This window comes from Amycolatopsis sp. 195334CR (assembly GCF_017309385.1).
Taxonomy (GTDB): Bacteria; Actinomycetota; Actinomycetes; order Mycobacteriales; family Pseudonocardiaceae; genus Amycolatopsis.
In genome coordinates this window covers 14,629-29,167 of the sequence record NZ_JAFJMJ010000003.1, presented here as the reverse complement: position 1 = coordinate 29,167, position 14,539 = coordinate 14,629, and the positions used below count along the sequence as shown (strand labels likewise).

The window sequence follows — 14,539 nt, the reverse complement described above, 5'->3', positions numbered from 1 at the left end:
ACCTGGCATGGAGGCACTATGTCCATCCGCAAGTCCATTCACCGGAAGCTGGCCGTGCTGGCGGCTTCGGTGGCCGCGGGCGCGCTCGCGGTCGTGCTGCCGTCGGTCGCCTCGGCCGGCCCCGAAGACGACGTGCACGCGGCGGCGTTCGTGGTCAGCGAGGCCCAGTTCAACCAGATGTTCCCGAACCGGAACCCCTTCTACACCTACAGCGGATTGACCGCGGCGATGAGCTCCTACCCCGGCTTCGCCAACACGGGCAGTGACACGGTGAAGAAGCAGGAAGCCGCCGCGTTCCTGGCCAACGTCAACCACGAAACCGGTGGTCTGGTCCACATCGTGGAGCAGAACCAGGACAACTACCCGCACTACTGCGACGCCACCCAGCCCTACGGCTGCCCGGCCGGGCAGGCCGCCTACTACGGCCGCGGTCCGGTCCAGCTGAGCTGGAACTTCAACTACAAGGCGGCCGGCGACGCGCTGGGCATCGACCTGCTGAACGACCCGTACCTGGTGCAGAACGACGCGGCGGTGGCCTGGCGGACCGGGCTCTGGTACTGGAACACCCAGACCGGCCCCGGCACGATGACCCCGCACGACGCCATGGTCAACAGCCGCGGCTTCGGCGAGACCATCCGCAGCATCAACGGCGCGCTCGAATGCGACGGCAAGAACCCGGGCCAGGTGCAGAGCCGGGTCACCGCGTACCAGAACTTCGCCGGGGTGCTCGGCGTCGACCCGGGCGGCAACCTGACCTGCTGAGCCCGCCGAACCCGCTGAAGCCCGCGCTCACCCCAGCGGCACGCCGCGGAGCAGCACCGGCCCGCGCGTGAAGTCGAGCATCACCCCTTGCTCGACGCCCGCCGGGGTGAGCGCGTCCAGCACCTTGGGCGCCGCGGCCGGGTCCGCGGCGCACACCGGGCCCGCACCACCGGCCGCGCACAGGCCGAAGGTGTAGGGCCCGGCGGTGGTGGTGAACGGGCGCGCCTGGTCCGGGCTGTTGCCGTCCTGTCCACTGAGGACAACGGCGAACTTCCAGCCGGGACCGGGTGCGCCGAACGCGCTCTTCGGCACGCTGACGGTGATCGTCCTCGACGCCTGGCTCGCCTGGACCGACGCGGCACCGAGGGAAACCCCGTCCGCGCCGACGAAGGACGGATCGGCGAAGCCCTGCACCTCGATGCGCCTGCTCCAGGCGTCTTCCGCGGCGATCGCGTAGTTGCGGCTCGGGAACGGCGCGGTGGTCGCGCCCGGAGTGGCCGGATCGTGTGCGTACAAGGTGAGCAGTTGCGCGCCCAGCGGTGAACCGAACGTCGGCGTCAGATCGCGCAACCCGGCCCGCAGCACCAGCTGGTCCCCGGTGTCGATCACCTGGAACCGCCGGAGGTCGAAGGCGCCGTCGTGGAAGTCGCCCGCGGTCGGGTAGGTGAAGGTGCCCGGTCCGTGGTCGTCGCCTTCGGGATCGGTGACGTCGAGCAGGACCGTGCCGGACACGAAGTCCGAACTGATCACGCGCTGGGCGTGGCCGGTACCGGCGCCGGACGCGGCCGCGGTCACCACGGTGGTGCCCAGCGGCGTCGGCACTTCGGCCTGGAACCGGCCGCCGGCGTCGGCGGTCGTGGTGAACACGGTGGTCGCGCCGCCGGTGTCGGTCGGCGAGGCGGCGACGTCGACGGTGGTGCCCGGGGGAGCGGTCCCGGTGACGGTGGCGTTCGGGGCCGAGACCGAATCCGGCGCGCTCAGCGTGACCGGCACCGCGGCGGGCGGTGTCCGGTCGACATAACGCCCGCGCACCTCGGCGGGCTGCTCGACCAGCCTGCCCACGTCGATGCTGCGGGCGAGCCGGATCGACTCCGACTGCGCCCAGCTCAACGGGGACGCCGAACCGGCGGCGCCCCCGGTCTCGAAGCCGATCGACGCGATCGCCGGATCGGTGCCGGACGGGGACGGCGGAACCGGGGCGTTCTCCCAGATCTGCTCGGGAATGAGCCCGGAACCCGTTGCCTGGCCCCGCATCGCGGTCAGCAGCGCGGTCGCGCCCTGACGGTCACCGGTCTGCACGAGGTGCTCACCGCGCTCCCCGGCGAGCACCGGCCACAGGTGCCCGGAGCCGGTGTTCGGTCCTGGCCACGGCCTGCCGGTCGGACCGCAGTTCGTCGGATCCGGTTCGTAGCAGTCGCCGTACCCGTCCTCGCTGCCTTCGGCCGCGGTGCCGTAGCGGTACCAGCCGGGCCCGCGCGGGGTGTCGCGCTTGAGGATCGGGTCGGCGACGGCCAGCGAACGCGCCACGTCGGGATCGCTCGCCGGGAGGATGCCGAGCCGGGGCAGCTCCAGGAACCCGGCGTCGACCACTTCGCGCTGGTCCACCGTGATCGACCCGTTCCCGAGGTTGTACGACACCCCGGAGTCGGGATCGCCGTTCTTGCTCAACCGCAGGAAGTACCGGCCGTCGCCGTACGGCCCGGTGGTGGTCACCGTCCAGGCCTTCACGCTGCGCTGGAAGTGGTCGGCGGTGGCCAGGTACAGCCGCGCGCGGGCCGGATCGCCGTGGCGCCCGGCGATCGTGCCCGCCGCGACCAGCCCGGCGATCTGGGCGGCGATGGTGGAGGGGGAGTGGCCGCTCTGCTCCTCCCAGCGTTCGCTGCCGAACGACGGGCCGCGCGCGACCAGGAAGTCCGCGGCCCGGCGGATGTGGTCGTACAGCCCGGAATCCGCACCGGACTGCAACGCCATCAGGATCGGGTACGCGGTCTCGTCGAGCTGGTCGCCGCCGGAGTCCGGCGCTTTCTTCCCGTTGAGCAGGGAGTTGCGCGGGAACCGGCCGTCGGGCTGCTGCTGGCGCTCGAACAGCCATCGCACGCTCGCCTTCGCGGTGTCGAGATCACCGGCGGCCATCAGGCCGGAGAAGCTCTCGTACAGGTCGCGCGCGAAGATCTCGCGGTAGGAACCGAAGTAGACGGGCAGTCCGCCGGGCGCGTCACCCGCGCTCACCGCCTGGCCCCACGGGCTGCCGAGCGAGGCCACGATGGCGCCGGGGAAAGTCTTGTCCTCACTGGCTTTCAGCACGTTGGCGGAGTACTTGTACGCGGCGGTATCGCCGGAGCGCAACGGTTTGAGCCTGCGGTCGTAGTCGTCCCAGCCCTGCGCGTAGGCCTTCTTGCTCTCGTCGAACGGCGTTGCCAGGCTCGCCCCGGCGGTGTCGATCGCGGCCCGCGCGGTCTGCCCGAACCCGAGTGACAGCGTGGCCGGCTGGTTCGGCTTCAGGTCGAGCTGCGCGGTCTGCACCACGTTCCCGTCGTCCGCCGACGGGTGGCGGTAGGTCAGCCTGCGGTGCTTGTCGAGCTGGGTGAGCCCGTCGGTCGGGGTGCCGGCGAAACCGCTGACCGTGGCCAGGAACTTCCGGTCGGCGCGCAGCGCGGCGGCCAGCGGGGTGCCGTAGTCGCGGGAGGGCGCGCTGCTGCGCGTTTCCGGGTCCGAGCTGACCAGTGCGGTGGTGGCCGCGTCGACGGTGGCGTCGTCGGCACCGCCGTTGACCGGGCCGCCCCCGCCGTTGCCGTTGATGTTCGCGTCGAAGCGGACGAAGACCTTGAGGTCCGCGCCGGAACCCGTGAGCGGTTCGAGCCGCGTGCGCAGCAGCACGCTGTCACGGGCCGGATCGGTGTGGTACTCGGTGATCAGGCGGTAGCGGCCGTTGCGCGCGGTGGAGGTGACCTCGCAGGCCATGCCGCCCGCCCCGGCGGAGCGCACGGTGTAGGTGGTGTCGCGGCTCTGCAGATCGGTGAAGGTGCGGCCGTCGGTGACCACGAACTGCAGCGATTCGACGTTGGTGTTGTCGATCGCCGGGGCGTAGACGTCGGAGAGCACCCCGCCGGCCACGGTGAACCACACCTTGCTGGTGGTGTTCCGCGCGGTGCCGAGGCAGTCCTTGCGCGCCAGGCCGAAGTGCGACAGCGCGCCGGGACCGGCCGGTCCGGCCAGCGCGACCGGTGCCGCGAGCCCCGAGAGGACCAAGGAAGTAACCGCGATCGCGCCCGCGCGAACCAGCCGTCTCATGGGCAGATCCCAGCACAGCGCGGCCCGGCGATACAGCCTTGACCTGGGCGACCAAGCGTGTATGGCACGAAAACGACCCTAGACACGGCGCTACATACTGCATACAGTCTACAGATCGTGGATCTGTACGAGTACCAAGCCAAGGAGCTGTTCTCGGCGCACGGAGTTCCGGTCGGCCCGCAGCGCGTGGTCACCGCTCCCGGCGCCGCCGTCGACGCGGCCGCGGAATTCGGCACTCCCGTGGTCCTCAAGGCCCAGGTGAAAACCGGCGGGCGCGGCAAGGCCGGGGGAGTGAAGCTGGCCAGAACCCCCGAAGCCGCGTGGTCGGACGCCGAAGCCATTCTCGGCATGGACATCAAGGGGCACGTGGTCCGGCGCCTGCTGGTCACCCCGGCCTCGGACATCCGCGCCGAGTTCTACGTGTCCTACCTGCTCGACCGCGCCGGGCGCACCTTCCTGGCGCTGGCCTCGGCCGAGGGCGGGGTGGACATCGAGGAGAACCCCGATTCGCTGGCCAGGGTCCCGATCGACGCCATCGGCGGCGTGGATCTGGCCAAGGCCAAGGAAATCGCGGCGGCCGCCGGGCTGCCGGACACCGCCGCCGACGTACTGGTGAAGCTGTGGGAGGTCTTCGTCGGCGAGGACGCCACGCTGGTCGAAGTGAACCCGCTGGCCCGCGACGGCGACGACCGGATCGTCGCGCTGGACGGCAAGGTCACGCTCGACACCAACGCCGGCTTCCGCCACCCGGCGCACGCCGAACTGGTGGACACCGAAGCCGAGGAACCACTGGAATCGGCGGCGAAGGCCAAGGGGCTCAACTACGTCAAGCTCGACGGCCACGTCGGCGTGATCGGCAACGGCGCCGGGCTGGTGATGTCCACTTTGGACGTGGTGGCCGGGGCCGGTGCGGCACCGGCGAACTTCCTCGACATCGGCGGCGGCGCCTCGGCCGAGGTGATGGCGGCCGGGCTGGAGATCATCCTGTCCGATCCGGACGTGCGCAGCGTGCTGGTGAACGTGTTCGGCGGGATCACCGCCTGCGACGCGGTCGCCGACGGCATCGTCAAGGCCTTCGACCTGCTCGGCACCGTGGAACGGCCGATCGTGGTGCGCCTGGACGGCAACAACGCCGAAGCGGGCAGGGAGATCCTCGACCGCGCGGCCCTGCCCGGGCTGATCCGGGCCGACACCATGGACTCCGCCGCGCGGCGCGCGGCCGAACTAGCGGGAGCGTGAGCCGATGGCGATCTTCCTCACCGACCGGTCCCGGATCATCGTCCAGGGCATGACCGGGTCCGAAGGGCGCAAGCACACCGCCCGCATGCTCGCCGCCGGCGCCACCGTGGTCGGCGGGGTCACCCCGGGCCGGGGCGGGCAGACCGCCCAGATCGGCGGGGTGGACCTGCCGGTCTACGACGACGTGGGCAAGGCGATGGTGGAAACCGGCGCCGACACCTCGGTGATCTTCGTCCCGCCGAAGTTCGCCAAGGACGCCGTGGTCGAGGCGATCGACGCGGAGATCGGCCTGGCCGTGGTGATCACCGAGGGCATCCCGGTGCACGACGCGGCCTGGTTCTGGGCGCACGCGGTGGCCAAGGGCGGCCGGACCCGGATCATCGGGCCGAACTGCCCCGGCGTGATCAGCCCCGGCAAGTCCAACGCGGGCATCATCCCGGCCGACATCACCGGGGCCGGGCCGATCGGGCTGGTGTCGAAGTCGGGCACGCTGACCTACCAGTTGATGCACGAACTGCGGGACATCGGCTTCACCACCGCGGTCGGCATCGGCGGCGACCCGGTCATCGGCACCACGCACATCGACGCGCTGGCCGAGTTCCAGGCCGATCCGGACACCGAGGTGATCGTGCTGATCGGCGAGATCGGCGGTGACGCCGAGGAACGCGCGGCGGAGTACATCGCCGAGCGGGTGACCAAGCCGGTGGTCGGTTACGTCGCCGGATTCACCGCCCCGGAAGGGAAAACCATGGGGCACGCGGGCGCGATCGTCTCCGGTTCGTCCGGTACGGCCGCGGCGAAGAAGGCGGCGCTGGAGGCCGTCGGCGTGCTCGTCGGCCGGACGCCGACCGAAACGGCCAACCTGGTGCGGCGGCTCTTGGAGGGCGAATGACCCAGTCGATCGGTTTCATCGGGCTCGGCATCATGGGCGGCCCGATGTCGGTGAACCTGGCGGCCGCCGGTTACACGGTGGCCGGGTACGACGTGCACCGCCCGGCGCTCGAACGGCTCGTCGCCGCGGGTGGCCGTCCGTGCGACCGGATCGCCGAGGCGGTGGTCGACGCCGACGTGGTGATCACCATGCTGCCCGACTCGCCGCAGGTGGAGGAGGTGGTGCTGGGCGAGGAGGGGGTGCTCGACTACGCGAAACCGGGCACGCTGCTGATCGACATGAGCACCATCCGGCCGGAGACCTCGCGCCGGGTGGCCGCGCTCGCCGCCACGCGCTGCGTCCGGGTGCTCGACGCGCCGGTCAGCGGTGGCCAGCAGGGCGCGATCGACGGCGTGCTGTCCATCATGGCCGGTGGGGAGGAGAAGGACTTCCTCGCCGCCACCGGGATCTTCGACGTGCTCGGCAAGACCGTGGTGCACGTCGGCCCGCACGGTGCCGGGCAGACGGTGAAGGCGGCGAACCAGCTGGTGGTCGGCGGCACCTACGCACTGGTGGCCGAGGCGATCGTGCTGCTGGAAGCGTCCGGTGTGGACGCCGCGGCCGGGCTGGAGGTGCTGGCCGGCGGGCTGGCGGGCAGCCGGATCCTCGAACTGAAGCGGAAGTCGATGGTGGCACGGGAGTTCCAGCCGGGCTTCCGGATCGACCTGCACCACAAGGACATGGGCATCGTGCTCGCCGCCGCCAGGGAGGCGGAGGTGGCGCTGCCGGTCGGCGCGTTGACCGCGCAGCTCATCGCCGCCGCCCGGGCCCAGGGCCACGGCCACCTGGACCACTCCGCCCTGCTGAAGGTGACCGAACGCCTCTCCGGCCAGCCCTGACCGCTCCCACCACCTGCTGTGAATGTGGCTTTCACCGCGAAATCCGCAGTGAAAGCCACATTCACGGCACCGGGGTGAGCGAGGTGAGGCGGTGGGTGGCGGTGTAGACGTTCATCGTGTCGCCGCGCAGGAAGCCGATCAGGGTGAGGCCGGTGTCTTCGGCGAGGTCGGCGGCCAGTGACGAAGGGGCCGAAACGGCGGCCAGCGCGGGGATGCCCGCCATGACGGCCTTCTGCACCAGTTCGAACGAGGCCCGCCCGGAGACCAGGAGGATGGTCGAGCGCAGCGGCAGGTGACCCGCCCGCAACGCCCACCCGACCACCTTGTCCACCGCGTTGTGCCGCCCCACGTCCTCGCGCAGGCACAGCAGCTCACCGTCCACAGTGAACAGACCGGCCGCGTGCAGCCCGCCCGTGCGGTCGAAGACCCGCTGCGCCGCACGCAATGTGTCCGGCAGGCCCGACAGCACAGCGGGGTCCAAAACGAGAGAATCCTCCCGCACCGACCACCGCGCCTCCGTGCGGACCGCGTCCAGGCTCGCCTTGCCGCACACCCCGCACGACGAGGACATGTAGACGTTGCGGTCGAGCGAGAACTCCGGCAGCGCCACGCCGGGCGCCAGCCGGACGTCGAGCACGTTGTACGTGTTCGACCCGTCCGACGTGGCGCCCGCGCAGTAGGCGATCCCGGTGATCTCCTCGGTCGCGCCGACCACGCCCTCGCTCACCAGGAACCCGGCGGCGAGGTCGAAGTCGTGGCCCGGCGTGCGCATGGTCACCGACAGCGCGCGCCCGCCGACGCGCACCTCCAGTGGTTCTTCGGCGGCCAGGGTGTCCGCGCGGGACGTCCGCCCGGACGGCGAAACCCGGAGGACCCGCCGCCGCGCGGTCACCCTGCCCATCAGGCCGACACCAGCTGGTGGTTGAGCAGGTCCGCCAGCGCGCAGACCGCGCGCACCGTCGGCACCTCGACCCCGGTCAGCTCGGCCAGTTCCACCACCGCCTGCAACAGCACGTCCAGTTCGAGCGGTTTGCCCTTCTCCAGGTCCTGGAGCGTGGAGGTCTTGTGCTCCCCGGCGCGTTCGGCACCGGCGAGCCTGCGTTCGATGGAGATCTCGGGGTTCGCGCCGAGCGCGGTGGCCACCGCGAGGGTCTCCCGCATCATCTGCACCACCACTTCGCGGGCGCCGAGGTGACGGCAGATCCCGGCCATGGTGGCCCTGGCCAGCGCGCTGATCGGGTTGAAGGCGATGTTGCCCATCAGCTTGAGCCAGATGTCGCGGCGCAGGTCCGCTTCGACCGGGCACTTGAGCCCGCCGGCGATCATCGCCGCGGAGAACTCGGAGCACCGGGGCGAGATCGAGCCGTCGGGTTCGCCGATGGAGAAGCGGGTGCCCTCCAGGTGGGTGATCACCCCGGGCGCGGTGATCTCGGTGGCCGCGTAGACCACGCAGCCGATGGCGCGCTCGACCGGCAGCGCGGCGGTGACCGCCCCGTCCGGGTCGACGCTGTGGATGCGGTAGTTCTCGTACTTCCCGGCGAGCTTGTGGAAGTACCACCACGGGATGCCGTTCTGCGCGGCGATCAGCGTGGTCTTCTCGTGCAGCAGGGGTTTGACCATCGGGCCCGCCGCGGCGTACCCGTTGGCCTTGAGGCCGAGGAACACGTGGTCGACCGGGCCGATGGAACCCGGGTCGTCGGTGACCCGTGGCCGGACCACGAAGTCTCCGCGTGCGCTGAGCACGCGGACGCCTGCTTCCGCCATTGCCTTGAGGTGGGGGCCGCGGGCGACGAGGTGGACCTCGGCTCCGGCCCGGCTGAGATGGGCACCGACATACGCGCCGATGGCGCCGGCGCCGAGAACAGCGACTTTCACGGCGTCACTCCTTGTGTAGGAATTGTATGCAGTATACGGTATGGGTACCTCTCGTCAATGTGTTCGCCTCTCCCGAAACCGAGGTGTGCGCGACATGAACATGCTCAACGACTGGACCGTGGCGGTCTGTGCCGAACTCGGCCTTGACGCCGCGGACTGCGAGCGGGCGGTGGTGCTGAAGGTGGCCAGGGAATCCGCTTCGGCGGTGGCCAGACCGGCCGCGCCGATCACCGCGTTCCTGCTCGGCGTGGCGGTCGGGCGCGGTGTCCCGGCGGCCGAAGCGGTGGCGCGGGTGCACCGCCTCGCCGACGGCTGGCCGCGGATCGACTGGCGCGACTGAAGATCGCGGTCATCCGACGATTGGGGGTGGACACGGTCAGCGCCGAGGTCCACGATATGGATTCATACGGTATGCAGTATGCGGAATCAGCTCAGCGGGTACGGCAGTACGACCGAGTGAGGAGTGACGAGGCAATGGCGCAGACGGTCCAGACAGTGCCGGAGAGCGCCGCGGGGGTCAGTGAGCCGGCGCGTACGGAAACGCCCGAACTGATCTCAGGCGGCCACCTCGTGGCGAAAGCACTCAAGGCCGAGGGCGTGGACGTGATCTTCACCCTCTGCGGCGGGCACATCATCGACATCTACGACGGGTGCGTGGACGAGGGCATCGACGTGGTCGACGTCCGGCACGAACAGGTCGCGGCGCACGCCGCCGACGGTTACGCCCGGATCACCGGGAAGCCGGGCTGCGCGGTGGTCACCGCCGGCCCCGGCACCACCGACGCGGTCACCGGCGTGGCGAACGCGCTGCGCGCGGAGAGCCCGATGCTGCTGATCGGCGGCCAGGGCGCGTTGTCCCAGCACAAGATGGGCTCCCTGCAGGACCTCCCGCACGTGGACATGATGACCCCGATCACCAAGTTCGCGGCCACCGTGCCCGCCACCGAACGCGCGGCCGACATCGTCTCGATGGCCTTCCGCGAGTGCTTCCACGGCGCGCCGGGGCCGTCGTTCCTGGAGATCCCGCGCGACGTGCTCGACGCGAAGGTCCCGGTGGAGAAGGCCCGCGTGCCCGAGGCGGGGCACTACCGCGCCTCCACCCGCTCGGCCGGTGACCCGGTGGCCATCGAGAAGCTCGCGGACCTGCTGGCGCACGCGGAAAAGCCGTGCGTGCTGCTGGGCAGCCAGGTGTGGACCTGCCGGGCCACCGAGGCGGCCACCGAGTTCGCGCGGCGGCTCAACGTACCCGCGTACATGAACGGCTCCGGCCGCGGCACGCTGCCGCCCGGGGACCCGCACCACTTCCAGCTCTCACGCCGCTACGCCTTCAACAACGCCGACCTGATCATCATCGTCGGCACCCCGTTCGACTTCCGGATGGGTTACGGGCGCAGGCTTTCGCACGAGGCCACCGTGGTCCAGGTCGACCTCGACTACCGCACGGTGGGCAAGAACCGCGACGTCGACCTCGGCATCGTCGGCGACGCCGGCCTGGTGCTGACCGCGGTGACCGCGGCCTCCACCGGCCGGATCAGCAACGGCGCGGTCAAGCGCAAGGCGTGGCTGGAGGAACTGCGCGCGGTGGAGAACGAGGCGTACCAGAAGCGCCTGCCGCGCCAGCTCTCCGAGCAGAACCCGATCGACCCGTACCGGCTGGTGCACGAGATCAACGAGTTCCTCACCGAAGACTCCATCTACATCGGCGACGGCGGCGACATCGTCACCTTCTCCGGGCAGGTGGTGCAGCCCAAGGCACCGGGCAACTGGATGGACCCCGGTCCACTCGGGACGCTCGGCGTCGGCGTGCCGTTCGCGATGGCGGCCAAGTACGCCCGGCCCGAGTCCGAAGTGGTCTGCCTCTTCGGTGACGGCGCCTTCTCCCTGACCGGCTGGGACTTCGAGACGATGGTCCGGTTCAACCTGCCGTTCGTCGGCATCGTCGGGAACAACTCGTCGATGAACCAGATCCGCTACGGCCAGATCCAGAAGTACGGCGAACCACGCGGCCGCATCGGCAACACCCTCGGCGACGTCCGCTACGACGAGTTCGCCCGCATGCTCGGCGGTTACGGCGAGGAGGTCCGCGACCCGGCGGACATCCGGCCCGCGCTGGAGCGCGCCCGCGAGTCCGGCAAGCCGTCGCTGATCAACGTCTGGGTCGACCCCGACGTCTACGCGCCGGGAACGATGAACCAGACCATGTACAAGTAGGGGAGGCCGAGATGACCAAGGCGTTGGCGGGCATCCGCGTGCTCGACATGACCCACGTGCAGTCCGGCCCGTCGTGCACCCAGGTGCTGGCCTGGCTGGGCGCGGACGTGGTGAAGCTGGAAGCGCCCTCGGGCGACATCACCCGCAAGCAGCTGCGCGATCTGCCCGATGTGGACAGTCTCTACTTCACCATGCTGAACAGCAACAAGCGCAGCATCACGCTGAACATGAAGAGCGAGCGGGGCAAACAGCTGTTCACCGAGATGGTGCCCCGCTTCGACATCCTGGTGGAGAACTTCGGGCCGGGCACCATCGAGCGGATGGGCTACGGCTGGGAGAAGCTGCGGGAGCTCAACCCGCGGCTGATCTACGCCTCCATCAAGGGCTTCGGCGACGGGCCGTACAAGCACTTCAAGGCCTACGAGGTGGTCGCGCAGGCGATGGGCGGCTCGATGAGCACCACCGGCTTCGAGGACGGCGCGCCGATGGCGACCGGCGCGCAGATCGGCGACTCGGGCACCGGCATCCACACCGTGGCCGGCATTCTCGCCGCGCTCTACCAGCGCGAGCACACCGGGCGCGGACAGCGGGTCACCGTGGCCATGCAGCACGCGGTGCTCAACCTGTGCCGGGTCAAGCTGCGCGACCAGCAGCGCCTGACCCACGGCCCGCTGGCGGAGTACCCGAACGAGAACTTCGGTGACGAGGTTCCCCGCTCGGGCAACGCCTCCGGCGGCGGGCAGCCGGGGTGGGCGGTGCGCTGCGCCCCCGGCGGGCCGAACGACTACGTGTACGTGATCGTGCAGCCGGTCGGCTGGGAGCCGATCGCGAAGCTGATCGGCCGCCCGGAACTGGCCGACGACCCCGAATGGGCCACGCCGGAGGCGCGGCTGCCCAAGCTGGACAAGATGTTCCAGCTGATCGAGGAGTGGACGATCAACCACAGCAAGTGGGAGGTGCTCGCGAAGCTCAACGCGCACAACGTCCCCTGTGGACCGATCATGTCCACCAAGGAGCTGATCGAGGACACCTCGCTGGCCGACAACGACATGGTGGTCCGGGTCGAGCACCCGGAGCGCGGGGAGTTCACCACCGTCGGCTGCCCGATCAAGCTGTCGGACTCGCCGGTCGAGGTCGAGCGCTCCCCGTTGCTGGGTGAGCACAACCAGGAAATCTACGGCAGCGAGCTGGGCGTGGACGCCGCCGAGTTCGCCGAGCTCCAGTCGAACGGAGTGATCTGAGGTGTCGGAAACCAACGCGGACACCGCCGCGGTACGGGAAGTCCTCGACAAGGTCAAAGCCGAAGGCCGGGCCGCGCTGACCGCGCCCGAGGGCAGGCGGATCTGCGAGGCCTACGGCATCCCGACCCCGGGCGAGGGCCTGGCCACCACCGAGGACGAGGCGGCGAAGCTGGCCGCGGACCTCGGTTTCCCGGTGGCGCTGAAGATCGTCTCGCCGGACATCCTGCACAAGACCGACGCGGGCGGTGTGCTGATCGGCGTCAACAGCGCCGACGAGGTGCGCGAGGGCTACCGCCAGATCCTGGCGAACGCCAAGGCGTACCACGCTTCCGCCGAGATCGCCGGCATCCAGGTGCAGCAGATGCTGGCCGGCGGCCAGGAGGTGATCATCGGCGCGACCACCGACTCCACCTTCGGCAAGGTGGTCGCGTTCGGCCTCGGCGGGGTGCTGGTCGAGGTGCTCAAGGACATCACCTTCCGGCTGGCGCCGATCGACGACGGCGAGGCCAGGTCCATGCTGGACGGCATCGAGGCGGCCGAGGTGCTGCGCGGGGCCCGTGGCGCGGACCCGGTGAACGCCGACGCGCTGGCCGGGGTGATCCAGCGGGTTTCCGCGCTGGTCACCGACTTCCCGGAGATCGCCGAGGTGGACCTCAACCCGGTGTTCGCCACCAAGGACGGGGCCACCGCGGCCGACGTCCGGATCCTGGTGGAGACCGAGGAGGTCGCCGAGCCGGTGCGGCCGGAGCCGGACGAGATCCTGCGGGTGATGACGAAGCTGATGAACCCGGCCGCGGTCGCGGTGATCGGCGCGTCCAACGAGCAGGGCAAGATCGGCAACTCGGTGATGCGCAACCTGATCGGTGGCGGGTACGCGGGCCGGATCTACCCGATCAACCCGAAGTCCGACGAGGTCGAAGGCCGCCAGGCGTACCAGGCGATCGGCGACGTACCGGGTGACATCGACGTCGCGGTGTTCGCCATCCCGGCGAAGTTCGTGCCGGGCGCGCTGGAGGAGTGCGGGGCCAAGGGCGTCTCGGCCGCGGTGCTGATCCCGTCCGGGTTCGCCGAGACCGGCAACGTCGAACTGCAGGACCAGGTGGTCGAAGTGGCCCGGCGGCACGGCATCCGCCTGCTCGGGCCGAACATCTACGGCTACTACTACACGCCGAGCAATCTCTGCGCGACCTTCTGCACGCCGTACGACGTGCGCGGCGGCGTGGCGCTGACCTCGCAGAGCGGCGGCATCGGCATGGCCATCCTCGGCTTCTCCCGCACCACGAAGATGGGTGTGTCGGCCATCGTCGGCCTGGGCAACAAGTCCGATGTGGACGAAGACGACCTGCTCACCTTCTTCGAGCACGACGACAACACCACCTGCGTGGCGATGCACCTCGAAGACCTCAAGGACGGCAGGGCCTTCGTCGACGCCGCGCGGCGCATCACCAAGAAGAAGCCGGTGGTGGTGCTCAAGGCGGGGCGGACCGCGCTCGGCGCGCGGGCGGCCAGCTCGCACACCGGCGCGCTGGCCGGGGACGACAAGGTCTACGACGACATCCTCCGGCAGGCCGGGGTGGTGCGCGCCCCGGGGCTGAACGAGATGCTGGAGTACGCGCGCGGCCTGCCGCTGCTGCCCACGCCCCAGGGCGAGAACGTCGTGATCATCACCGGCGCGGGCGGTTCCGGCGTGCTGCTCTCGGACGCCTGCGTCGAGGCCGGACTGTCCCTGATGGACATCCCGCCGGACCTGGACGAGTCCTTCCGCAAGTTCATCCCGCCGTTCGGCGCGGCGGGCAACCCGATCGACATCACCGGCGGCGAACCGCCGTCGACCTACGAGGCCACGGTCCGGCTCGGCCTGACCGACGACCGCATCCACGCGCTCATCCTCGGTTACTGGCACACCATCGTCACCCCGCCGATGGTCTTCGCCGAGCTGATCGCCAAGGTCGTGCAGGAGGCCAGGGACCAGGGCATCGACAAGCCCGTGGTCGCGTCGCTGGCCGGGGACACCGAGGTCGAGCAGGCCTGCGAGTACCTCTACGACCACGGTGTCGTGGCCTATCCGTACACCACCGAACGCCCGGTCCAGGTTCTCGGCGCGAAGTACCGGTGGGCGCGGTCGGCCGGGCTGCTCCGGCCCGCCTGAT

The 14,539-nt window shown here is 70.4% G+C and carries 11 protein-coding genes; 8 read left to right on the top strand and 3 right to left on the bottom strand.

From position 1 onward, the window contains the following. Positions 1–18 precede the first annotated feature (18 nt). On the top strand, positions 19–762 hold the full coding sequence (locus JYK18_RS37200) for a chitinase (RefSeq protein ID WP_206808369.1): 744 nt from the start codon (positions 19–21) through the stop codon (positions 760–762). Between the two features lie 27 nt (positions 763–789). Here the strand turns inward: JYK18_RS37200 and JYK18_RS47775 are convergent, their stop codons facing one another. Continuing rightward, positions 790–4,053, bottom strand: coding sequence for a glucodextranase DOMON-like domain-containing protein (locus tag JYK18_RS47775; RefSeq protein ID WP_206808368.1), 3,264 nt, complete (start codon positions 4,051–4,053; stop codon positions 790–792). Positions 4,054–4,170: 117 nt separating this feature from the next. Between JYK18_RS47775 and sucC the strand changes: the two genes are divergently transcribed. From sucC to JYK18_RS37180, 3 genes are read left to right on the top strand one after another with little or no spacing between them, the layout of a single operon-like run. Next, complete coding sequence (gene sucC / locus JYK18_RS37190; protein WP_206808367.1) at positions 4,171–5,292, top strand: ADP-forming succinate--CoA ligase subunit beta; 1,122 nt, start codon at positions 4,171–4,173, stop codon at positions 5,290–5,292. Positions 5,293–5,296: 4 nt separating this feature from the next. Then, positions 5,297–6,184 carry a succinate--CoA ligase subunit alpha gene (gene sucD, locus JYK18_RS37185; RefSeq protein WP_206808366.1) on the top strand — a complete coding sequence of 296 codons (888 nt, stop codon included), beginning with the start codon at positions 5,297–5,299 and terminating at the stop codon, positions 6,182–6,184. Next, positions 6,181–7,062: a 2-hydroxy-3-oxopropionate reductase gene (locus tag JYK18_RS37180; protein ID WP_206808365.1), complete on the top strand. Its 882-nt coding sequence runs from the start codon at positions 6,181–6,183 to the stop codon at positions 7,060–7,062. Before sucD ends, JYK18_RS37180 begins: the two co-directional genes overlap by 4 nt. A 61-nt stretch (positions 7,063–7,123) precedes the next feature. Here the strand turns inward: JYK18_RS37180 and fdhD are convergent, their stop codons facing one another. Together fdhD and JYK18_RS37170 are read right to left on the bottom strand one after the other, a co-directional pair. Then, positions 7,124–7,963 (bottom strand): formate dehydrogenase accessory sulfurtransferase FdhD, encoded by an 840-nt coding sequence (fdhD, locus tag JYK18_RS37175; protein ID WP_206808364.1) that lies wholly within the window; start codon positions 7,961–7,963, stop codon positions 7,124–7,126. After that, complete coding sequence (locus tag JYK18_RS37170; protein WP_206808363.1) at positions 7,963–8,937, bottom strand: ketopantoate reductase family protein; 975 nt, start codon at positions 8,935–8,937, stop codon at positions 7,963–7,965. The genes fdhD and JYK18_RS37170 overlap by 1 nt, the downstream gene beginning before the upstream one ends. 94 nt (positions 8,938–9,031) lie before the next feature. Here JYK18_RS37170 and JYK18_RS37165 point away from each other — a divergent pair, with 94 nt between their 5' ends. The 4 genes from JYK18_RS37165 to JYK18_RS37150 all read left to right on the top strand — a co-directional run bounded on the left by JYK18_RS37165 (position 9,032) and on the right by JYK18_RS37150 (position 14,538). Then, complete coding sequence (locus JYK18_RS37165) at positions 9,032–9,277, top strand: DUF6457 domain-containing protein (RefSeq protein WP_206808362.1); 246 nt, start codon at positions 9,032–9,034, stop codon at positions 9,275–9,277. Positions 9,278–9,411: 134 nt separating this feature from the next. Then, positions 9,412–11,148, top strand: a complete 1,737-nt coding sequence (locus tag JYK18_RS37160; protein WP_206808361.1) for a thiamine pyrophosphate-binding protein — start codon at positions 9,412–9,414, stop codon at positions 11,146–11,148. 11 nt (positions 11,149–11,159) lie between these two features. Next, the gene (frc, locus tag JYK18_RS37155; RefSeq protein WP_206808360.1) at positions 11,160–12,389 is read left to right on the top strand and encodes a formyl-CoA transferase; all 1,230 of its coding nucleotides are present in this window, start codon (positions 11,160–11,162) and stop codon (positions 12,387–12,389) included. A 1-nt stretch (position 12,390) separates the two neighbouring features. Further along, positions 12,391–14,538: an acetate--CoA ligase family protein gene (locus tag JYK18_RS37150; protein ID WP_206808359.1), complete on the top strand. Its 2,148-nt coding sequence runs from the start codon at positions 12,391–12,393 to the stop codon at positions 14,536–14,538. Position 14,539 lies beyond the last annotated feature (1 nt).